This is a genomic window from Buchnera aphidicola str. Bp (Baizongia pistaciae) (assembly GCF_000007725.1).
GTDB lineage: Bacteria > Pseudomonadota > Gammaproteobacteria > Enterobacterales > Enterobacteriaceae > Buchnera_B > Buchnera_B aphidicola_H.
The window spans coordinates 95,279-119,204 of record NC_004545.1 but is presented as its reverse complement, the minus strand read 5'-3'; the positions used below and the strand labels follow the sequence as shown (position 1 = coordinate 119,204).

Annotated in this window: 20 protein-coding genes and 1 tRNA gene; 5 read left to right on the top strand and 16 right to left on the bottom strand. The window is 26.9% G+C overall.

Features of this window, described 5'->3' with window-relative positions:
- Positions 1 to 36: 36 nt before the first annotated feature.
- Positions 37 to 675, bottom strand: a complete 639-nt coding sequence (locus BBP_RS00545) for a riboflavin synthase subunit alpha (RefSeq protein ID WP_011091242.1) — start codon at positions 673 to 675, stop codon at positions 37 to 39.
- A gap of 313 nt (positions 676 to 988) precedes the next feature.
- Here BBP_RS00545 and BBP_RS00540 point away from each other — a divergent pair, with 313 nt between their 5' ends.
- From BBP_RS00540 to tilS, 3 genes are all read left to right on the top strand, one after another.
- Entirely contained in the window at positions 989 to 2,344 is a 1,356-nt protein-coding gene (locus BBP_RS00540) for an MATE family efflux transporter (protein WP_011091241.1), read from the top strand.
- Positions 2,345 to 2,438: 94 nt separating this feature from the next.
- Positions 2,439 to 2,515: transfer RNA gene (locus BBP_RS00535), tRNA-Val, on the top strand.
- 67 nt (positions 2,516 to 2,582) lie between these two features.
- Positions 2,583 to 3,899: a tRNA lysidine(34) synthetase TilS gene (tilS, locus tag BBP_RS00530; protein ID WP_011091240.1), complete on the top strand. Its 1,317-nt coding sequence runs from the start codon at positions 2,583 to 2,585 to the stop codon at positions 3,897 to 3,899.
- A 49-nt stretch (positions 3,900 to 3,948) separates the two neighbouring features.
- Here tilS and metG read toward each other — a convergent pair whose 3' ends face one another.
- The 12 genes from metG to smrB all read right to left on the bottom strand — a co-directional run bounded on the left by metG (position 3,949) and on the right by smrB (position 16,229).
- Positions 3,949 to 5,586: a methionine--tRNA ligase gene (gene metG / locus BBP_RS00525; RefSeq protein ID WP_011091239.1), complete on the bottom strand. Its 1,638-nt coding sequence runs from the start codon at positions 5,584 to 5,586 to the stop codon at positions 3,949 to 3,951.
- A 101-nt stretch (positions 5,587 to 5,687) separates the two neighbouring features.
- On the bottom strand, positions 5,688 to 6,269 hold the full coding sequence (gene dcd / locus BBP_RS00520; RefSeq protein WP_011091238.1) for a dCTP deaminase: 582 nt from the start codon (positions 6,267 to 6,269) through the stop codon (positions 5,688 to 5,690).
- Positions 6,270 to 6,573: 304 nt separating this feature from the next.
- Positions 6,574 to 7,980: an NADP-dependent phosphogluconate dehydrogenase gene (gndA, locus tag BBP_RS00515; RefSeq protein WP_011091237.1), complete on the bottom strand. Its 1,407-nt coding sequence runs from the start codon at positions 7,978 to 7,980 to the stop codon at positions 6,574 to 6,576.
- Positions 7,981 to 8,133: 153 nt separating this feature from the next.
- Positions 8,134 to 8,754: a bifunctional phosphoribosyl-AMP cyclohydrolase/phosphoribosyl-ATP diphosphatase HisIE gene (gene hisIE / locus BBP_RS00510; protein ID WP_011091236.1), complete on the bottom strand. Its 621-nt coding sequence runs from the start codon at positions 8,752 to 8,754 to the stop codon at positions 8,134 to 8,136.
- A complete protein-coding gene (gene hisF, locus BBP_RS00505; RefSeq protein WP_011091235.1) occupies positions 8,748 to 9,524 on the bottom strand; it encodes an imidazole glycerol phosphate synthase subunit HisF in 777 nt (258 codons plus the stop codon). Before hisF ends, hisIE begins: the two co-directional genes overlap by 7 nt.
- Entirely contained in the window at positions 9,518 to 10,243 is a 726-nt protein-coding gene (gene hisA, locus BBP_RS00500; RefSeq protein WP_011091234.1) for a 1-(5-phosphoribosyl)-5-[(5-phosphoribosylamino)methylideneamino]imidazole-4-carboxamide isomerase, read from the bottom strand. Before hisA ends, hisF begins: the two co-directional genes overlap by 7 nt.
- A 3-nt stretch (positions 10,244 to 10,246) precedes the next feature.
- Positions 10,247 to 10,837 carry an imidazole glycerol phosphate synthase subunit HisH gene (hisH, locus tag BBP_RS00495; RefSeq protein WP_011091233.1) on the bottom strand — a complete coding sequence of 197 codons (591 nt, stop codon included), beginning with the start codon at positions 10,835 to 10,837 and terminating at the stop codon, positions 10,247 to 10,249.
- A complete protein-coding gene (gene hisB / locus BBP_RS00490; RefSeq protein ID WP_011091232.1) occupies positions 10,838 to 11,911 on the bottom strand; it encodes a bifunctional histidinol-phosphatase/imidazoleglycerol-phosphate dehydratase HisB in 1,074 nt (357 codons plus the stop codon).
- A gap of 1 nt (position 11,912) precedes the next feature.
- Positions 11,913 to 12,995 (bottom strand): histidinol-phosphate transaminase, encoded by a 1,083-nt coding sequence (gene hisC, locus BBP_RS00485; protein WP_011091231.1) that lies wholly within the window; start codon positions 12,993 to 12,995, stop codon positions 11,913 to 11,915.
- Position 12,996: 1 nt separating this feature from the next.
- The gene (gene hisD / locus BBP_RS00480; RefSeq protein ID WP_011091230.1) at positions 12,997 to 14,304 is read right to left on the bottom strand and encodes a histidinol dehydrogenase; all 1,308 of its coding nucleotides are present in this window, start codon (positions 14,302 to 14,304) and stop codon (positions 12,997 to 12,999) included.
- A 5-nt stretch (positions 14,305 to 14,309) separates the two neighbouring features.
- The gene (hisG, locus tag BBP_RS00475; protein ID WP_011091229.1) at positions 14,310 to 15,209 is read right to left on the bottom strand and encodes an ATP phosphoribosyltransferase; all 900 of its coding nucleotides are present in this window, start codon (positions 15,207 to 15,209) and stop codon (positions 14,310 to 14,312) included.
- Positions 15,210 to 15,698: 489 nt separating this feature from the next.
- Positions 15,699 to 16,229, bottom strand: a complete 531-nt coding sequence (gene smrB / locus BBP_RS00470; RefSeq protein ID WP_011091228.1) for an endonuclease SmrB — start codon at positions 16,227 to 16,229, stop codon at positions 15,699 to 15,701.
- Positions 16,230 to 16,611: 382 nt separating this feature from the next.
- Between smrB and aroC the strand changes: the two genes are divergently transcribed.
- Positions 16,612 to 17,679, top strand: coding sequence for a chorismate synthase (gene aroC, locus BBP_RS00465; protein WP_011091227.1), 1,068 nt, complete (start codon positions 16,612 to 16,614; stop codon positions 17,677 to 17,679).
- 482 nt (positions 17,680 to 18,161) lie between these two features.
- Positions 18,162 to 19,046 (top strand): 4-hydroxy-tetrahydrodipicolinate synthase, encoded by an 885-nt coding sequence (gene dapA, locus BBP_RS00460; RefSeq protein ID WP_011091226.1) that lies wholly within the window; start codon positions 18,162 to 18,164, stop codon positions 19,044 to 19,046.
- A gap of 436 nt (positions 19,047 to 19,482) precedes the next feature.
- Here the strand turns inward: dapA and dapE are convergent, their stop codons facing one another.
- The 3 genes from dapE to tal all read right to left on the bottom strand — a co-directional run bounded on the left by dapE (position 19,483) and on the right by tal (position 23,831).
- On the bottom strand, positions 19,483 to 20,616 hold the full coding sequence (gene dapE, locus BBP_RS00455) for a succinyl-diaminopimelate desuccinylase (protein ID WP_011091225.1): 1,134 nt from the start codon (positions 20,614 to 20,616) through the stop codon (positions 19,483 to 19,485).
- A 166-nt stretch (positions 20,617 to 20,782) separates the two neighbouring features.
- Positions 20,783 to 22,783: a transketolase gene (gene tkt, locus BBP_RS00450; RefSeq protein ID WP_011091224.1), complete on the bottom strand. Its 2,001-nt coding sequence runs from the start codon at positions 22,781 to 22,783 to the stop codon at positions 20,783 to 20,785.
- 97 nt (positions 22,784 to 22,880) lie between these two features.
- A complete protein-coding gene (tal, locus tag BBP_RS00445) occupies positions 22,881 to 23,831 on the bottom strand; it encodes a transaldolase (protein ID WP_011091223.1) in 951 nt (316 codons plus the stop codon).
- Positions 23,832 to 23,926: the final 95 nt, after the last annotated feature.

The window sequence follows — 23,926 nt, the reverse complement described above, 5'->3', positions numbered from 1 at the left end:
AATACAAGTTTATTAATTTTTACAAAAAATATCACCCTATATATCAATACAATTAATAAATTTACTAGGATGAACTTTAAGTAAACGTTCTACGCTATCTACAGTAATCTGAGTATAAAAATCTATTTCAATATTAACTACATCTCCTATAATTTTTTGTCCTATAGTGGTACGCAGTATTGTTTCTGGAATTAAAAAAACGCAAAATGCGTTATTTTTTATAGATCCAATTGTTAAACTAATACCATCAACGCAAACAAAACCCTTGTAAAAAAAATACTTTATAAAAAAGGACGCGCTTAAAGAAATCCATAATTCTTGATTTGAAAATAATTCTTTTTTATCGGATACTACTCCAGTTGTTATAATATGTCCAGAAACTAAATGACCACCCACTTCTTCACCAAATTTTATAGATCTTTCTAAATTAATATATTGACCAACTATAATAGTATTTAAACTAGTAGATCTTAAAGTTTCTTCTACAATATCTACACAAAAAATAGTTCGAAAAATATTTCGAACAGTTAAACAACATCCATTACATGAAATAGAAGCACCTAACATTAAATTTTTTACTAACTCATTAGACGTTTCTACTTCCCATTGAGAAATCTTTTTTTCTTTAAGTATTTTAACAACCTTTCCAAGACCACGAACAATACCAGTAAACATACATATTTTCCTGAAATTATAATTAAACGTAATTAACACCCTAACCATTATTATTTTTATAATTAAAAACTAACATTTTAAGTAAAAACACTATATAAAAATCATATACGAAACTATAAAAATAATAATAAACAAAACAATCTATTTATAATCTTAATTATATTTTATAAATTTTTTTTTAAACATCAAATTGTATTATTCACTATACTGACACTAATAAAACAATCTTTAAACTAATACACAACAATAATAAATAAAACACTAAAAAATTTCTATTTAGATTCTAACGTCTAAAATATAAATAGGTATAAAAATGAAAAAACATTTACATGAAATAAAAATGTTATTAAAAATTACTATTCCAATTTTTTTAGCTCAAATTTCACAAACCAGCATGAGTCTTATAAATAGTATTATGATAGGACATCTTAAAGAAAATAACATCGCAGCTATTTCAGTTGGAATTTCAATTTGGTCACCTATTATTTTATTTGGACACGGATTACTATTATCATTAGTACCAACCGTATCGCGTATTCATGGATCTGGAAAAATCAATAAAATTCCAGAACAAATTAACAATGCATATTGGTTAGCAACATTAATATCACTAGTTATTATGATTGTTTTATGGAATTCCGATGTAATTATACACACAATTAGTCAAGTAAATCCAATAATAGAACAAGAAAGCATTAAATACATTAGAATTTTATTATGGAGTACACCTGGATACTTATATTTTCAAGTTATTCAAAACCAATGCGAAGGTTTACTAAAACCCAAACCAGCTATGGTTATAGGGCTAATTGGACTACTATTTAATATAGTAGTAAGTTATACATTAATTTCAGAAAAATTTCATTGTTTTAATTATGGAAGTACAGGATGCGGCATATCTGCTATTATAGTATATTGGTTTATGTTCATCGCAATGAAAAAAATTACAAAAAATGATATATTAATTAATTATAATATCAAAAATAAAAATATTTCAAATCTAGAAATGTATCTTCCCAATTACAAAATAATTTGGAATTTATTTAAAATGGGATTTCCAATTGCTCTATCATTATTCTGTGAAATAACTCTGTTTACTTTAATAACTTTATTAATAGCATCAATGGAAACCTTTCAAATAATCGCACACCAAATTGCCTTAAATATTAGTTCTACTATTTTTATTTTGCCATTGTCCATTGCTACTGCTGCTAGTATTAGACTAGGATTTTATTTAGGAAAAAAATCTTTCTCCAAAATTTCTACTATTATTCTATCATCACAAATTATAGGATTAATTATCTCTACTACAATATCAACATTTATCATACTATTTCATTACCAAATAATAACATTATATACTAAAAACGCTAATATAATAAAATTAACTAAACAAATGTTATTCATAACAGCTAGTTACCAAATTTTTGATTTTTTTCAAATAATTGGTAATGGTATTTTACGAAGTTACAAAGATACTAATATAATTTTTATTATAACCTGCACATCATATTGGATAGTAGGTTTTCCCTTCGGATATTTTTTGGCATTAACTAATTATATTGTACCACACATGGGAGCTATTGGATTTTGGTACGGAATCTTGATTGCATTAATAACATCATCAATAATGATATTATTTCGAATTTATATTTTACAAAAAAAATAATAAGTCCTATTTTAAAAACATTGATTTCCAATATTTTGTTTGTTAAACTCTATATCTAAATACAAAATTCATCAAATAAGTTATTTTACACAACATGTCCGTAACTCAGTCAGGTAGAGTGCCATCATGACATGATGGAAGTCAGTGGTTCAATTCCACTCGGACATACCAATTAAATATCTAAAACTATAAACTCAAAAATTAAAAACAACTATCTTAATTTTTAAAAATCACTTATATGCTCAAAGATTTTATAAAAAATACTAACATACTTAACATTTTATTAGCATATAGCGGTGGTATAGACTCTACATTTTTACTATATCAATTATTAAAACTAAAAAAAAATAATCTAAATTTTACATTTAGAGCTATTCATATTAATCACCAATTACATCCTGATTCAGAAAAATGGAGCGATCATTGCAAAAAAATATGTATAAATCACAATATACCAATCATCATAAAAAAAATTACCATCAATTCAAATAAAAACAGAATTGAAGAAATAGCACGAAAAAAAAGATATCAAGCTATATATAAAATTATAAAACCAAAAGAAGTTCTTGCAACAGGACATAATCTAAATGATCAATGCGAAACTATGTTATTAGCATTAAAGAGAGGAAGCGGAATTACAGGATTAAGTAGTATGTCATATAAATTAAACACAATCTATAAAATAAAAATTGTTAGACCACTCTTAAAAATATCTAGAGAAGATATTAAAACGTGGATATATAAACATAAAATACATTGGATAGAAGATACTAGTAATAATGATACCAAACATGATCGAAACTTCTTAAGACTTAACATTATACCGAAACTAAAAAATAGATGGCCGTATTTTGAAAAAAATTGTTCTAGAAGTATCGAAATATTAAATATAGAAAAAAAAATTTTAAAACAAGAAATAAAAAAAAAGTTAAATAAATACCTAGTATTAAATTCTATTTTAAATATTTCAAATTTTAGATATATAGATAAAAATATATGCAGTATTATTTTAAGACATTGGATTAAAATAAACCAAAATACAATGCCAACGTTTAAAATTGTAAAAGAAATTTACAATAAAGTTATATTTTCTAAAATCGATTCTCAACCAAAAATTATAATCAAAAATTATCAAATAAGAAGATATAATAATCATCTATATTGGACTAAAAAAATTCCCCGAATCGAAAACATAATTCTTATTTGGAACAATACGCAAAAGAAATTAACACTCCCATTTCAATTGGGAAATATTGTTCAAAATGATTTTGGAACTACACTACCTCATCCCAATAATAATGAAACAATCAATATTAGATTTTACACATCACATAAAGTGTTAATAACAAAAAATACTAAGCACAAAAAACTCAAAACAATCTTCAAAGAATATAAACTACCACCATGGTATAGAAAAAAAATACCCTTAATATTTTATAACAATAAATTTATATGTGCACTAGGTTTATTTGTTTCTAATACCCACAAAAAAAGTAATAACGAAAAAAACTTAAAATTATCATGGATTAGCTCAATCCATAACATTATTGTCTAAAAAAATTTAAAACATAAATACGTTTTAAAATAAATAATAATTCGTAATATTACTCAAAATTATTTGGTAATAAAAATTTTATTTGTTTATCTTCTATCCTATGACGAAGAGCTTTAAAAATTGAAATTTTATGATTTAGTAAAGGAATACAAATATTAGCCCATTCTAATTTAATATTCAAAAACTTTTCAGAATTTTTCGCTAAATCTGGCATAACGGGTTTTAACCATGTCATTAAGATTCTAAATAAATTTAGAACCGTAGTACATATATCATGTAAAGTATTACTATTTTTAATATTTTTTGTCAAATTCCACGGTTTTTTATTATCTACATAACTATTAGCAATATCTGCCAATGATATGACCATACTGATAGCTGAATTAAACTCACAATTTTCTAACATTTTTTCTATATAAGAAGACGAAGTAACAAATCTTTTATACAACGCTAAATCATCAATCCGAGATGATAATTCGTTATTAAAATAAATATTTATAAAACTAGACACTCTAGAAGCTAAATTTACTATTTTATTAACGACGTCAGAATTTATCTTATAAAGAAAATGTTTAGCATTAACCTCAATATCCTGAATTTTAGAAGATAGTTTACTTGCATAATAGTAACGCAAACTGTCTGAATCTAAATTTTTAATCCAATTTTTGGCTAAAATACAATCTCCCCTAGATTTAGAAAGTTTTAATCCATTAATAGTCACATGACCATGTACAAAAATTTTAGTTGGTTTCCTAAAATTACTAGCTTCTAATATAGATGGCCAAAACAAACTATGAAAATACACAATATCCTTACCAATAAACTGATATAATTCACATTCTGAATTTTTCTTCCAAAAATCTAAGAAATTCAAATTATTTCTTTGAGTACATAGATTTTTAAAAGTACTAATATAGCCAATAGGAGCATCTAACCATACATAAAAATATTTATCTAAAAAACCAGGAATATTAAACCCAAAATAAGGTGAATCTCTAGAAATATCCCATTCTCTAAGTCCTAATTTAAACCATTCATCTAATTTTTTTACAACTGACGCTTGTAAAACGCCTGACATAACCCAAGAACGTAACATACTCTCAAAATACGGCAAATTAAAAAAAAAATGCAAAGATTTTTTGAGTATCGGACAATTTCCTGACAACATAGACACAGGTTTAATCAATTCCACCGCAGAATAAGACGAACCACATACTTCACAATGATCTCCATATTGATCCTTTGTATGACATATAGGACATGCCCCTTTTACGAAACGATCTGGAAGAAAAACCCTTTTTGTATTATCAAATAACTGAAATATATTTCTTGTTTGAATTAATCCTTTTTTATCTAAAATATGATAAATTTTTTTTAAAAAATAAGAATTCTCCGAACTATGTGTAGAATAATAATTATCATAATTTATATTAAATTTTTCTAAATCATTAACATGATCTTTATAAATATCAGAAATAAAACTTTCAGGCGACATTTTTAAACTCTGAGATTTTAACATTATTGGTGTTCCATGAGCATCATCTGCACAAATAAACCAAACCTCATGTCCTCGCATTTTTTTATAACGCACCCAAATATCAGCTTGAATATGTTCTAAAAAATGTCCTATATGCAAAGAACCATTAGCATATGGAAAAGCACAAGTAACTAAAATTCTTTTTTTCATGTATTATTTAAATTTAATTAAAGTATCTATAAAAAATAAAAGATAGAATATATTTAATATAATTATTGTATATACTAATATATAAAAATACAAATATTAATTCAATCTTGATCTATTCGACTAAACGTAACTTCACTTTGATTAAAATATTTTGCATTTTTTCTAATATTATAAGGACGTATAGAAGGACTAGATAAAATTTCAAAGCTTACAGCAGCAATTAACATCCCTGGACATAAGGACAAAATCATATTACTAGAATTAAAAAACTCTAAAACAATATTACCTCCCCAACCTGGATCTATACGATGCGATGTAGCATGAATCATCAATCCTAAACGTGCCAAAGAAGAACGTCCATCCAACCACCCTACTAAATTATTTGGTAAAAATATTTTTTCAAGAGTAATTGCTAAAACAAACATACCTGGCTTTAATAAAAAAACATGATCGTTAGGAATAATGTGTTTTTTATTCATTACTTTTTTTAAAATTTTAGAAATTTCATTACGAGACTTGCTTAAATCAATGTTTTTGTTAAATTTATTACAAAAAGTATAAAATTCATTACCTAAACGAACATCTATAGTAACACCGTGAATTAACTCTTTATTAGGAATAGGTTCGATAACTAATTTTTTATTTTTAATCCACAATTCTATATCTCTATCACTTAATCTCATTAATACTAACCTTCTTTAAATACGCAACAACAATATGATTCTAAATAAAATAACGCAAAATACTAATAATAGTACAAAATTTTACAAAAATTTTTAAAACTATTTTTATATAAACTTAAAATCTAAAATATTAATGTTTAAACAATAAATTGTTTAATTTTAAATATGTTATATTTTTTCATCATATTCAAAACTTTACTTGCATATAAAAATAAATAAAATTTAATTAAAATAAAACTAACTTTTACAATATTTCTCTAACATCAATATAAACATAATAAAAATAAAAATAAAAATTTTTAAATTAAGAATACCAATTAGTGTGAAAAATTCCTGATTTATCAATTCTTTTATACGTGTGTGCTCCAAAAAAATCTCGTTGTGCCTGAATTAAATTAGAAGGTAAGAATGCCGATCTATAACTATCAAAATATGAAATAGCAGATGACAAAGCAGGTATAGGAATTCCATATTTAACTGAAATAGACACGATTTCACGTAACGAACTATGATATGTATTAGCAATTTCTCTGAAATAAGGTGTAAGTAATAAATTAACAAAATTATTATTACTAGAATATTCTTGAGTAATATTTTTAAGTAATTTTGCTCGAATAATACATCCTGATTGAAAAATTCTAGAAATTTCACCTAACTTTAAATTCCAATTATATTTTTGAGATGCACTATTTAATTGTGAAAATCCTTGAGCATATGAAATTATTTTTCCTAAATATAAAGCCTGTCGAATTTTTTCAATAAAATCATCGCGATTCAAAACTATAAAAAAATCTTTAGGACCACACAATATCTTAGACGCTAATAAACGTTGAGATTTTAATGAAGATAAATACCTAAAAAAAACTGATTCAGTAATTAGAGTTAACGGTTCATTCAGATCTAAAGCACTTTTAGTGGTCCAAGTACCTGTTCCTTTGCTACTTCCTTCGTCTAATATACAATCTATTAAATAATTATTCTGATCATCCTTTTTAATTAAAATATCTTTAGTGATATCAATTAAATAACTGTTTAATTCTCCTTGATTCCAAATATCAAAAATTTTTGAAATGCTTTGATTGTCTAGTCGCAACAATGTTTTTAAAATAAAATAAGATTCAGCTATCAGTTGCATATCACCATATTCAATACCATTATGAACCATTTTAACATAATGACCAGATCCATCAGGACCAATATACGTAACACATGGTATTCCTTCAGAATTTGAAGCTATTTTTTTTAAAATAGGTGATACATAATTATAAGCTTCTTGACGACCACCTGGCATGATTGACGGACCATATAATGCACCTTTTTCTCCTCCTGAAAAACCAGCTCCAATTAAATTTACTCCTATTTTTAATAATTCATAACCACGTTGAATAGTATCTTTATAAAATGTATTTCCACCATCAATAATAATATCTCCTTTGCTTAAATAAGGAATTAGCGATTTAATCGTATCGTCAGTAGCTACTCCTGATTTTATCATTAATACAATACATCTAGGTACTATTAAAGAAAGAACAAAATCTTTTATAGAAAAAAATGGAAATAAATTTTTGTTAGGATTATTTAATATAATCTTCTCAGTAATATCTAATGATCGATTAAATATAGATACTGTATATTGATTTCGTTCCATATTTAATGCTAAATTACGTCCCATTACCGCCATACCTATAACACCAATTTGTTGCTTAGCCATAATATACTTTATACACTCCACAATTTATTCATAAACTTATTACATTAACTTAAAAACACGCAAAATGCTAATATGAATTAGATAATTAATTGTAACAAAAACTAACCTGTCAAAAAAATATCTTTAAAAAACAATACAACATACAAAACAACACTACACTTGCTTATTACTTCTCATTTTTAAATTTTTTATTACATCATACAAATCTAAATCGTAACTATGTAGCAATACTAATAAATGATAAACTAAATCCGAAGATTCATTAATCAATTCCACTTTATTTTTCGATACTGCTGAAATAGCTGTTTCTATTGCTTCTTCAGCAACTTTTTGAGCGATTCTATTAACTCCATTTTTATGCAAATTAAAAGTATAAGAATTTTCTAAACCATAATGCTTTTTAAATTTCAACATACAATCTAAATCATGTAAAAAAAACAAATTTTCGGAAGGTACTTGAAAACAACTAACATGATTCAAATGACATGTTTTTCCTACTGGACGAACAAAAATTAATAATGCATCTTGATCGCAATCTAACCGTATATCTGTAACATACAAAAAGTTTTTAGAAGTTTCACCTTTAGTCCACAAACGTTGTTTAGTACGTGAATAAAAAGTAACTATACCTTCATTTTGAGTTCTCTTTAAAGCTTCTTGATTCATATATCCATGCATTAACACTTTTCCAGATAAATTATGTTGTATAACCACTGGTAACATATTATCTACTTTATTCCAATTAATATCTATAAAATTTATTTTTTTTAACATACTCTAATTTCTAAACCCTTTTTCATTAAAAATTTTTTAAGCTGATTAATTTTTATAATACGATTATGAAATACAGACGCTGCTAACGCACCGTCAACTTTTGCCTCATTAAAAACATCATAAAAGTGAAAATAGTCTCCTGCGCCACCTGAAGCAATTAAGGGAACATTACATATTTTACGAATTTTTTTTAATTGAACTAAATCATATCCATTTTTCATTCCATCTTGATTCATAACGTTTAACACTATTTCCCCAGCACCTAATGCCTGTACTTTTTGTACCCAATCACACGTCTTCCAAGAGGTTTTAATAGTTTTCGTATTGTCACCAGTGTATTGATATACATAATATTGAGATTCTTCTTTATTAAACCAAGAATCTATACCTACAACAACACATTGAACTCCAAAACGATCTGCAATACGACTAATTAAATAAGGATCTGATATAGCAGGAGAATTAATAGATATTTTATCAGCACCACTAGATAAAATACTTTGTACATCTTGAATAGTTTGTATACCACCAGCTACACAAAATGGAATATTAATTATCTCTGCTATCTGAGAAACCCATTTTTTTTTTATCAATCTATTATTAGATGAAGCCTCAATATCATAAAATACTAATTCATCAGCACCTTCTTGAGTATAACGCTTTGCTAAAGATAAAATACCGCCAACAATTTCATGGTTTCTAAATTGTACTCCTTTAACTACTATTCCAGATTTCACATCTAGACATGGAATTATTCGTTTAGCTAACATCGAATAGCCTCCAATAAACTAAATTTGTTTTCTAATAATGCCCGCCCTATAATAATGTCTTTAATTCCAGACTTCTTAGCAGAAATAACATCACTAATAGTTCCAATTCCTCCAGATAACTGAAAACAAACATTTTTAAATAATTTAGAAATATTCTTATACAAAGTAAAATTAGGACCTAAACACGTTCCATCTTTTTTAACATCAGTACACAATACATATTTTATACCTAATGTACTAAACCTCTCTAATACGCTTTCTAAACTAACATTAGACCGATTTTTCCATCCATTAATAACCACTTCTTTATATCCATTATTCCGAACATATACGTCTAATGCTAAAACAATAGATTTATATCCAAACTCTAACAACCATTTTTCTACTTCTGTTATATTATTTATTGCCGAAGAACCTATAACCACTCTCTTAGCACCATTTAATAACAATGTTTCTACATCTTTATAACTACGTATTCCACCACCAACCTGAATATGAAAATTAAAATAATTAAGTAAATTTTTAATTAAAGATGTTTGTTTATTATTTGGACATAATGCACCATCTAAATCTACTAAATGTACTATTTTTGCACCTTGGTTATAATACTTTAATGCAATATCATAAATATTATTTTGATAAAATGTTTTAGTATCATAATTTCCCTGATACAATCTAACAATATTACCTTCAATTAAATCAATAGATGGAATAATCAATATTTATATCTCCAAAAAATTTTTTAATAATTGTAAGCCTACTAAACCAGATTTTTCTGGATGAAATTGAACACCAAAAAAATTTTCTTTACGTACTGCTGCGCTAAAATAAACATTATAAAATGTTTTAGCTATCATATAATCATTTTCATACAATGCATAACTATGCAAAAAATAAAATTTAGAATTGTTTTTAATACCAATAAACAATGGATTTTCATCACAAACACTGACATTATTCCAACCATTATGGGGTAAGGGAAACTTATTAGATTTTAAAATGTTAACAGGAGCATGAATTATATCTAACATTTTAATACCATTATTTTCACTACTAAACGAACACAGTAATTGCATTCCTAAACAAATTCCTAACACTGGCTGTTGATATTTATAAAGAACATCTTTTAATTTAAATTGATTTAACATCTTCATAGCTGAAAATGCAGTGCCAACACCAGGCAAGAATACTTTTTTAGCATTTAATATATTTTTATGATTACTAGTAATAATAACATTGTAGCCTAATCTTTGAATAGCATATTTTAAAGATGATAAATTAGCACAACCGGTATTTATAATTACAATGCTCATTTATAGCAATCCCTTAGAACTCGGTAAATTTTTTCCACTAACAACAATCGCTTGTTTTAACGTTTTTCCAAAAACTTTAAATAAACTTTCTAAACGATGATGATCATTAATTCCCATGCTTCGTAAATGCAAAGTGCATTTCATAGCAAAGGCTAAAGATTGAAAAAAATGTCTAACCATTTCCGAACTCATATCTCCTATATATTGATGTTTGAAATATGAACGAAATTTTAGAAAAGGCCGACCGGAAATATCTAACAAACAATAACTAGAACTATCATCCATAGGCAATGCAAAACCAAACCTATTAATACCTAGTTTATTACCTAAAGCTTTTAAAATAGCTTTACCTAAAACAATTCCTACATCTTCTACTGTATGATGATCATCAACACAAATATCACCACTCGAAATAATTTTCATTCGAATACAACTATGTACTGCTATTTGATCTAACATATGATTAAACATATTCAATCCAGTGTTTATTAAACTACCTCCTTGCTTGTCTAACCATACTTCTATACTTACATTAGTTTCTTTAGTATTACGAACTACTTTGGCATGTCTATCATGTTTTTTTGTTAACTTAAATACAATATCACTCCATGAATTACCTTGCTTTGTTCCATAGCGTATTCCCAAAATCCCCATATTATTAGCTAAAATCATGTCAGTTTTTCTATCACCTATAACACAAGAATGCTGCTTATCTAACATATCATTCAATAACCAATGCTGAACCATTCCTAAATTAGGTTTTCTACATTGGCAACCACTCTTTAACTCATGTGGACAAATCAACACTTCTTCAAATTTTATACCTTGAGATAAAAATACATCTATCATAAATTCATGAGGTCTTATAAAACTTTTATAAGGGAAATTTTTTGATCCTAAACCATCTTGATTAGTAACCATAACAAATTTGTAATTAAATTTTTTTAATGTAATTAATGAAGAAATAACATCTTGTTTAAATTCTAATTTATCAAAACTGTCTACTTGAAAATTATCTAAGGGTTCAGAAATTAACGTACCATCACGATCAATGAATAAAACTTTTTCAGACACATTATCTCCTAACATTTTTATATAAACGATCTATTCTTTCTAAAATTCGAATCACTTCAAAACATTCTAAACGTGTACCGACAGATATTCGTATGCAATTTTTTAAATTTGTTTTTTTATTTTGATCTCTTACAATAACTTTATTCTCCCACAATTCCTTAAACACCAACTTAGAATCATGAAACTTTACCAAAAAATAATTAGCTACACTATCAAAAATAGTATTAATACAATACATTGTTCTTAACTGCTTTACGAACCATACACGAGTTTTATTTAAATCTAATACTCTAGAATTCATGATATCAATATTTTTTTTACTCAAAGATTGCGTAGCAAGATCTGAAACAGGTAAAGATATAGGATAAGGATTAATTACTTTAGATAACATTTTTATAATATTAGAATTAGATAATAAAAAACCACAACGCAAGCCAGCTAAAGAAAAAGCTTTAGATAAAGTTCTTAAAACAACTAAATTAGAATATTTTTCAATTAGCTGAACTATACTATGCATAGCACAAAATTCTATGTATGCTTCATCCACAACTATTAATGCTTTCCCTTTAGTATATGTTAATAGCGCAATAATATCCTGTTTTTTAATTAAATTTCCAGTAGGATTATTAGGATTACATAAATAAATTAATTTAACACCACATATATTTCTAAAAATTAAATTTAAATCTAATTGAAAAGATTTCAATAAAGGTATGCCAATGCTTTCCACATTTAAAATTTTAGCACTAATATCATACATATCATATGTAGGCGGAAAATACATAATTTTATCTTTTCTAGGTTCACAAAAAGTTTTAATTAATAACTCAATCGCTTCATCAGAACCCCTAGTAACTAATATCTTTTCCGAACAAATCCCCAAATAAAATGCATATGCGTTCAATAACTTTTTAGGTTGAAATTCTGGATATCTATTTAAAGATATATTAATTAAACTTAAACAACTAGAAATAGGAAACTCATTTGCGTTTAACCAAACATCCCCATTTCCACCAATACTACGTGCTGACTGGTAAGGAACTAATTGCAATATGTTTTTTCGTACTAACTTTTTAATATCCATATTATTTTACATCCTGTAATGCAATTAGTCTTTGTTTAATAGAATTTGTATGCGCATCCATACGTTCTACTTCAGATAAAGATATAATAGAAGATGAAACATCTATTAATCCTTGTTGATCTAATTTTTGTACCGAAATTATCTTTTGAAAATCCATTACCGTTAATCCTGAATTTACAATTGCACTACCATACGTTGGCAAAACATGATTTGTTCCAGTTACATAATCTCCGCTTGCTACCGCTGACCAACGCCCCAAAAATATAGAACCTGCATTTATAACATAAACTAATAATCTATTCGAATTTTCACATTGAATTATTAAATGTTCAGGAGCATATAAATTAGATATTTCAAAACACTCTAATAAAGTTTTAGTAACAATTATCCTACTATATTTTAACGATTTATTAATTACTTTTTTACGCGACAAATTTTTTAGTTGTATGTTAATTTCAAAAATAACATTGCAAGCTAAATCGTAACTTGGAGTTACTAATATTGCCTGCGAATAAATTCCATGTTCCATTTGAGACAAAAAATCCGAAGCAATAATGCATGCATTTGCTTTAAAATCAGCAATAATTAATATTTCAGATGGGCCAGCTAACATGTCAATGGATAAATCATTTAACAACGCATTTATTTGCAATTTTGCTTCTGTAACATAAACGTTTCCTGGACCAAAAATTTTATTGACTTTTGGTATAGTTTTTGTTCCAAACGCCATTGCAGCAATTGCTTGTGCACCACCAACTTGAAATATATTATGAATTCCGCATATTTTACTAGCGTATAAGATTTCTTTAGTTATTGGAGGTGGTGAACATAAAATAATGTTTTTACACCCAACTATTTTAGCTGGAATAGCCAACATCAATACTGTAGATACCAAAGGCGCACAACCTCCTGGAATGTATAAACCAACTGATTGTATAGGCCTAATTATTTGTCGACAAAACACTCCTGGTTGTATTTCAATATTAACTACATTATGTGTCTGTTTCTCATGAAAAATTTTGATATTATTTTTAGCTACACTTATAGATTTTTGAATTTCTTCATTCACAAAAGAATCTGAATCAACGATTTCACCATACGAAACTTGAATAGATTCTAATCGAATTTTATCAAAAGTTTTAGTATAATCGTATAATGCTTTATCTCCACTATTTTTTACATTAGTAATAATTTCTTTTACCACTTCCTTAATTTGGCTGTTATCATTTACAACAGGCCTAAATAATATTTCTCTTTTTTCTTTCTCACTACAACTTTTCCAATAAATAATTGGAATATATACTTCCATATGATCTACTCCATCATTTTTTCAATTGGTAACACTAAAATAGAACTAGCACCTAATAACTTTAATTTTTCCATAGTTTCCCAAAATAGCGTTTCGCTACTTACCATATGCATAGCAACACGAGTATTATCTCCAGCTAATTTTAGTATTGTTGGATTTTCAGCTCCATGCAATAAATTCATAACTTTTTCTAATTTTTCAATAGGAGCGTGCAACATAATATACTTTGATTCTCGTGCTTTAATCACACCTTGAATACGTGTCATCAATTTATCTATAACATTTTTTTTTTCAAGCGAGATAAATCCTGTTTTACAAATAACACAAGCTTTAGAAAAAAAAATAACTTCAACTTCTCGCAATCCATTAGCTTCCAATGTTGCTCCAGTTGAAACTAAATCACAAATAGCATCTGATAATCCCGCACGAGGAGCAACTTCTACCGATCCATTTAACATACATGATTTAAATGTAAGTTTTTTTTTGTCACAATATCGTTTTAGCAAATGCGGATATGAAGTAGCAATTCTAGTGTGATTTAAACAATGAATATTATTGTATTCTATATTTATTGGAACAGCTAACGACAATCTACAAATTCCAAAATCTAAACGTTTTAATTTTGTATATGAACAATTATCTAATTGAACTTGTCGATTTAGTACTTCTTCTTCCAATACATTTTCTCCAATAATACCTATATCTACAACTTTATCCATTACTAACCCAGGAATATCATCGTCACGAACACACATAACATCAATAGGCATATTTTCTGCAAAAGCAATTAATTTTTGTTTATGTAAATTAATTTTAATACCACAACGAGTCAATAAATCTTTTGAATCATCACTCAACCTTCCAGTTTTTTGCATAGCTATCCGCAATCGATTATTACTAATCATACTTATTACCTTGTAATCCTATTTTAAAATTAATTGCAATACGTTGTATGTTCAAATAAACATCTAATTTATATTGAATAGGTGCCTATTTTTTTTTAAATTATTTGAATTTAAAAATTTTTTAAACCATTATTAAAATATTCCTTAAAACCATAAAAACCAATCACTTATTGCATATAAAACATTTTATACATAAAAAAAATAAGAGATCTACAAAAAAACACTATATACCATATGTATTAAAAAAATTATTTGAATATTACAAACATTTATTAAATATTCAACTTAACAATGTAATATTAATTACACATATGTATTCCAAGAAGAAAGTTTAAAATACCAAATTACCTAATATGATTTCATCTTAATAAATAAAATTTTAACAGTATTTATATTTTTATAACCTAAAATACTACTAAAATTTTAACATTTCATATTTATATATAATAATGTCAAAACACTTAAGACTAAAAACAAAAATAACTAAAACTAATCACTAGAATGAATTAAAAACAAAATTGCTGTACTTCTACCAAATTTTTTAGGTATTTTATAAAAAGCTATTACACTTGGATGTCGTGAAAGCCATATCGGTATTTTATTTTTTAAAATATTCCTTCCATGTCCATGAATAACACTAGCGCAAAATAAATTTTCTTTATGACAAATATTTAATAATTCTCCTAACTTCCTTTTTGCTTGATCTTGATTCAAACCATGTACGTCTAAAATTATTTCTGGAACATATTTTCCTATTTTCAGTTTCTTCAATACATCAAAATAATTTTTATTGCGAAGATAAAAAATAGAATCATGATTAAATGAAATCTGAAATTTTTGACAAGATAAATAATGATAATGAATATCTTGCTCATACATATTTTTTTTAATTTTAATATCTTGTACTAATTTAAAACGCCGAGATTGAAATACTGTATCTTGTTTTATTTTACGTATTTCACTAAATTCTTGATATAATAAAAATAAATCTTTAGACAATAATGAATCACTTTTATTCATTGTTGATTACCAAAATAGCATTAGTTACGTCATTAAAAAATAAATGCAAACACATTAAGTTTTAAATGTACCAATAATCAGTTAATTAATTTTGCTATATTATACAACATCAAAATATCCTTTTAATTAAATTAATAAAATAAATACATTACTATTAATATGCTAAGCTAAAAATACGCAACAGTACTGCTATACATATCTTAGGAATATTATTCCTAAAAAAAATAAACATTTTTATATAATACTTTAACATATTTAATAAAAAATAATGGATGTAATAAAAATTTCAAAATCATTCTATTTTTCTAAAAATTGTTAATAATATTTGTTAAAAATCCATTCTAAAAAAATAAACATCCTAACTATACAGGAAACATTACATATGGCTGGAAATTCTATTGGAAAATTATTTCGAGTAACTACATTCGGTGAATCACATGGACCAAAACTAGGATGTATTATAGACGGAACACCTCCTGGATTAGAAATATCAGAAAATGATTTTCAAAAAGAACTCGACCGAAGACGACCTGGAACATCTAAATATACTACTCAAAGACGTGAATTAGACAAAATAACTATCTTGTCGGGAATATTTCAAGGAAAAACGACAGGAACAAGTATCGGATTAACTGTTAAAAACACAGACCAAAGATCACAAGATTACAATAACATACAAAAACTATTCCGACCAGGACACGCCGATTTTACTTATTATAAAAAATACGGCATCAGAGACCCACGAGGCGGAGGAAGATCATCTGCTCGTGAAACAGTCATGCGCGTGGCAGCAGGAGCAATAGCCAAAAAATATCTATATACAAAATATGGAATTCTAATCCGAGGATATTTAAAACAAATCGGAAATATAACTTGTAAACTAAAATCTTGGAACGAAGTTGAAAAAAATCCATTTTTTTGTCCTGATGTAAAACAAATAAACAATTTAAACTTATTAATTAAAAAACTAAAAAAAGAAGGAGATTCTATAGGAGCTAAAATAAAAATTATTGCAGAAAAAGTGCCAATAGGTTTAGGTGAACCTGTTTTTGATCGTTTAGATGCAGATCTTGCACACTCACTAATGAGTATTAACGCAGTTAAAGGTGTAGAAATCGGAGATGGTTTTGCAGTCGTAAATCAAAAAGGAAGTGAACATAGAGACGAAATGAACAAACACGGCTTTACTAATAACCATGCAGGAGGGATCTTAGGTGGAATTAGTAATGGAGAAAACATCATAGCAACAATAGCATTAAAACCAACATCTAGCATAAAAAAAATAGGAAAAACGATTGATCTACATGGACGAGAACAAAAAATATCTATTCTAGGCCGCCACGACCCATGTGTTGGTTTAAGAGCAGTACCCATAGCAGAAGCAATGATGTCAATTACAATTATGGATCATATATTACGACATCGAGGACAATGTTCTAAAACTTATTAACAATATAAATGTTCAATATAATATTATCAAACAACTATGAAATAGTATTTAGTAATATATTATATTTCTAATCCTAAAACGGTACACATGTTATAAAAAACCTATAACAACTAAATATACATATAATAAATGTAGTAAAATTACTATAATTCATAATTAAAAATTACAGTTACTAATTAAACAATAATTAAATAAATATCAATGATAAATTGTAATATGTCAACAAACGCAAAAAACCTAAATGAGAAAACAAAACACATTTTAAAATTATTAAAGTTTTTCTAACTAAAATTAATATATTTTGAATAAAATTATTAAATTATAAAACATTATGCAATTATAAACGTTACACATCTCAAATTAATCAAAGTTTACATAAAAATTATTATATTAATTATAATAAATAGCTTTATTTAATAAATATTCAAGGTATGTTTGTGATACATAATTATAATTCGTTTATTTAAAAAGAGAAACAAAAAATGTTAAGAGGAAGTATTGTAGCACTTATAACACCAATGAATGAATATGGTCATGTTTGTGAAACAAGTTTAGAAAAATTAATTAATTATCATATCAATAATGGAACCAAAGCTATTGTTTCTGTTGGAACAACTGGGGAATCATCTACTCTTAGCCAAGAAGAACACATCAACGTCGTAATGTTAACATTAGAAATAACTAATAAACGTCTTCCAATCATTGCAGGAACAGGTGCTAACGCAACATCAGAAGCTATTTTATTAACTAAAAAATTTGAGAACACAGGAATTTCTGCATGTTTAACAGTAACTCCATATTACAATCGTCCTACGCAAAAAGGACTATATCAACATTTTAAAGCAATCTCAGAAAATACAAAAATACCTCAAATCCTATATAACGTTCCCATTCGGACGGGGTGCGATTTAATACCTGAAACAATCATTAAATTATCGAAATTTAAAAATATTATCGGTATAAAAGAAGCAACCGGTGATTTATCACGTGTTCAAAAAATCAAAAATTCAGTGCACAAAAATTTTTTTATTATTAGTGGCGATGATACGACTTTTTTAGATTTTATACAATTAGGAGGACATGGTGTAATCTCAGTTACTGCTAATATCGCTGCAAAAATAATGAGTAATATTTGTCATCTAGCACTTAATAAAAACTTTAAATTAGCTAGATTCATGAATAATAAACTAATTCCGTTACATCAAGGACTCTTTCATGAGCCTAATCCTATTCCCATAAAATGGCTAGCTAAAAAAATAGGTTTAATCGCATCAGATACATTACGTTTACCCATGACTCCTGTTTCTAATAAAACACGTTTAATTTTAGAAAAAGCACTTTATTTTTCTAAAATTACTGCAAAATAAATCTTAAAATTGTAGTAATTTTAATAAAAGTTCTTTTTTTTTAATAAAAAATTAATATTAGTATCAATTTTTCTAAACTAATAAAAATGCTATCAAACATAAATAAACGATTATTAACTTTACTAAATTTAGTACCATATAACAACATCAATGCTATACATAAAAAAAACAGTAAATAAAAAATTTATAATATCATTCTTATACAATTAAATTTACACAACTAAATATGCTATAAAAAAATATCTAACTGTATTTTAAATATAAAATACGTAATGTCATTAAAATTTTTATAACAGAGTATCATCTATCACATCTTAGATACTCTGTTATTACGTAATCTCAGAAAAATATAAAAAATTATCTTAATCTTATCAAACAAAATTATTAATTTTAAAAATTCTAAAAATATATTAATAGCAAAAATATTTAAAAATTACTATTTTTCAAAAATTTTTGTAATAATACATTCATAAAGATGACATAACAATCTTAAATCTTTAATCTCCACACATTCGTTTGCTTTATGAATAGTTTTATTAATTAAACCTAATTCTATAATTTGAGAACCTAATTCAGCAATAAAACGACCATCAGAAGTACCACCAGAAGTAGATAAATTCGGACTAATATGGCACAATTCTTCAACTGAACGGACAACAATATCAGATAACAAACCAACTTTAGTAAGAAAAGGATTACCCGACACATGCCATTCTATTGAATACTTCAAATTAAAATGTTTTAATAAAAGTTCTACTTTTTTTTTAATATCACTACTTGTAATTTCATTACTAAAACGAAAGTTAAATTTAACTGTTAATTCACTAGGTACCATATTATCACTACTAGATTTAGATTCAATATCATAAATCTGAACACTAGTCGGAGAAAAAAAAACATTACCATTATCCCAACAATTAGAAATCAAAGTACAAAAAAACGAAATAGACTTATGTATTGGATTATCAGAAAAATTCGGATAAGCAATATGACCTTGAACACCATAAATACATAAATATGCTGTAATAGAACCACGACGTCCATTTTTAATAACATCACCTAATTTTTGTTCACTAGACGGTTCACCGATAATACAATAATCAATATTCTCTTTTCGTTTAATTAAATTAGAAACTATTTTTATCGTACCATCATGAGCCATTGATTCTTCATCTGAAGTAATTAAAAAAGCTATTCTACCATGATGATCTGGTTGCTTCTTTACAAATCTTTCTACAGCTATAACCATGGCTGCTAAAGCACCTTTCATGTCAGCAGAACCACGACCAAACAATACTCCTTTATCAACAGTAGGACTAAAAGGCGGGGAATTCCAAAGAATTTTGTTCCCTATTGGAACCACATCAGTATGCCCAGAAAACGCTAATGTCGTTCCACTTCCTTTATAAGCCCACATGTTATTTGTTTGATTAACATTCATATTTTCTACCGAAAAACCAATATTAATTAATCGATCAGAAATTAACTTTTGACACCCTAAATCCATAGGACTGATTGAAGGAATAGAAATTAATTGCTTAGCTAAATTAACAACAGAACAAGACGACATAACTATATTCCTAAAAAAATAAATGAACTATAAAAATAATAAAATATAACATAAAAAAACAAAACACTTTAAAAATACAATTTTATTCAACGAACAATTGTTAAGTATAACTTATAGTTTTAAAGGGGCTGAAAAATAACCCCTATTCATAGAAAATATATTATTTTTATGACGATTTTAAATAAGAAATTATTTTTTCAGAAATTATATCAGAATTAAACCCAAATTTACTAAATAATTGATCAGAAGATCCTGACTCTCCAAACGTATCTATTCCAATAATACAACCTGTTAATCCAACGTACTTATACCAAAAATCAGATATTCCAGCTTCAATCGCTACACGATGTACAAGACATCTAGGAAAAATGAATTCTTTATAATCATTATCTTGCTGATCGAATACATTAGTAGATGGCATAGACACTACTCTAACTAAAATACCCTTTTTAAATAAAATATTGGAAACATCTAATGCAATTTTAACCTCTGATCCAGTAGCAACAATGATAACCTTAGGACTACGTACTGTTGTATTAACAATATATCCACCACGGTAAATATCATTAATCTGTTCCTGACTGCGATCTATTTGACATAAAATTTGACGTGATAAAATTAATGCTGTAGGTCCATCTTTTCTTTCTATAGCATTTTTCCAAGCAATAGCTGTTTCAAGTTGATCACATGGTCGCCATACATTAACGTTAGGAATAAAACGTAATGCAGAAAGCTGTTCTATAGGCTGATGAGTAGGACCATCTTCTCCTAATCCAATTGAATCATGACTATATATAAAAATATTTTGAGTTTTCATTAGTGCAGACATACGAACCGCGCTTCTCGCATAATCCATAAACGCTAAAAACGTTGCAACATAAGGAATAAACCCTCCATAATGCGCTATCCCATTAGAAATTGCTGTCATACCAAACTCGCGAACACCATAATGCACATAATTACCTGATATATCTTGTTTTATAGATTTAGACTTCGACCACATAGTTAAATTGCTTGGAGCAAGATCAGCAGATCCACCAATTAACTCAGGTAACGATTTTCCTAAAAATTCTAACACATTTTGTGACGCAACCCTAGTAGCTATATTTTTAGGACATAAATATAATTCTTTGATGAATTTATTAAAATTATCTACAAATTTGTCTGGAACATTCTTACTTATACGTCGTAAATATTCATTAGCTAAATCGGGGTACTTATTATAATAGCCCTGAAATTTTTTATTCCATTCATTCTCTAAAATTACTCCTTGAAGATTAAAATTCCAATGATCATAAACGTCTTGAGGTATTACAAAGGGAGGGTAAGTCCATCCTAATTTTTGTTTAGTTAACAATACTTCGTTTTCTCCTAGGGGCGCTCCATGAGATGTTTCTAATCCTGACTTATTAGGTGACCCATATCCAATAATAGTCTTGCAAATAATAAGAGATGGTTTATTTTTTACCAATATAGCATCTTTAATTGCGCTAGAAATAGAACGATAATCATGACCATCTACATTAGAAACAACATGCCAATTATATGCTTTAAAACGATTTTCCGTATCATCAGTAAACCATTCTTCTACTTTACCATCAATTGATATTCCATTACTGTCATAAAATACAATTAACTTACCTAATCCAAATGTCCCAGCTAAAGAACATACTTCATGCGATATCCCTTCCATTAAACATCCATCACCTACAAATACCCAAGTATAATGATCTACAATGTCATAATTAGGTTTATTAAAAGTTGACGCTAATGTGCGTTCAGCAATAGCCATCCCTACAGCAGCCCCTAAACCTTGACCTAATGGTCCTGTTGTCATTTCAACTCCAGGAGTACTTCCTATCTCAGGATGCCCAGGTGTATTAGAACCTAATTGTCTAAATTTTTTTAAATCATCAATAGACAGTTTGTATCCAGTAAGATGCAATATACTATATAATAACATGGATCCATGCCCATTTGAAAGAATAAAGCGATCTCTATTATTCCATAATGGATTTTTAGGATTATGTTTAAAAAATTCTCTCCATAATACTTCTGCAATATCAGCCATACCCATAGGCATACCTGGATGACCAGACTGCGCTTCTTGTACTGCATCTATACTAAGTGCTCTAATTGCATTTGCTAATTTCCTACGCAAGCACATACTATATCCTCCAAAAAACACAAACAAAAAAATTACGATCACTATAATATATAAAATTTATAATATTATATTTAATTAAAAATTGCGCACAAACATTTTAAAAATTATTATTAATTATATTTTCCAATTCTTGTTGGTCTTTTCCAAATTGACGTATACCTTCAGACAACTTTTCTACAGCCATAGCATCTTCATTATGAAACCAACAAAACTCACTTTTAGACATACAAACAGGTTGTAACTTCTTATGTTTAGGAGGTATTAATTTTCGAATTACCAAATCATCACTTAATTGTAATTTGTGCAATAAATTTGGAGAAATCGTTAACCGATCACATCCAGATAGCGCTAAAACTTGATCTACATTTCTAAAACTAGCACCCATAATAATTGTATGATATCCATATTCTTTATAATACTGATAAATTTTTCGAACCGCATTTACACCAGGATCATCATCGATCATAGCAGATTTTATTAAGGATTTAGATTTATACCAATCATAAATCCGACCTACAAATGGAGAAATCAAAAATACTCCAGCTTCTGCACAAATTTTTGCTTGTGCAAACGAAAATAATAACGTTAAATTAGATTGAATATTTTCTTTTTTTAATTCCTTAGCAGCAGAAACAGATTCCCAAGTAGCAGCCAATTTAATTAATACGCGATCACGATGAATATCATGTTCTTCATACATCGAAATAAGTTTCTTTGCTCTCTCAATACATAAATTAGTATTAAAAGACAACCGAGAATCAATTTCAGTTGATATCTTTCCTGATATATTTTTTAAAATTTCTGAACCTAAAATAACAGATACCTTATCAATAGCATTTTCAAGCTTAAATTTATGACTTCCACCTTTTTTTTTCGCATAACGTATCGAATCATATATGATATATTGATATTTTTGCAAACTCATTACTTGCCTAATAAGCGAAGGATTTGTAGTCACATCTCCTAGTTTAAATTTATTGATAGATACTAAATCTCCACTATCTACAACAATGTCCGTATATTTTTTTAAACATTCTAATTGATTCAATCTTTTCGTTCCTTAAAATTATAAAAATTTAAATGTAATCACAACAATAAAATTGTTATACAAAGTTTGACTTTTTATATTAATATTCCAAACAT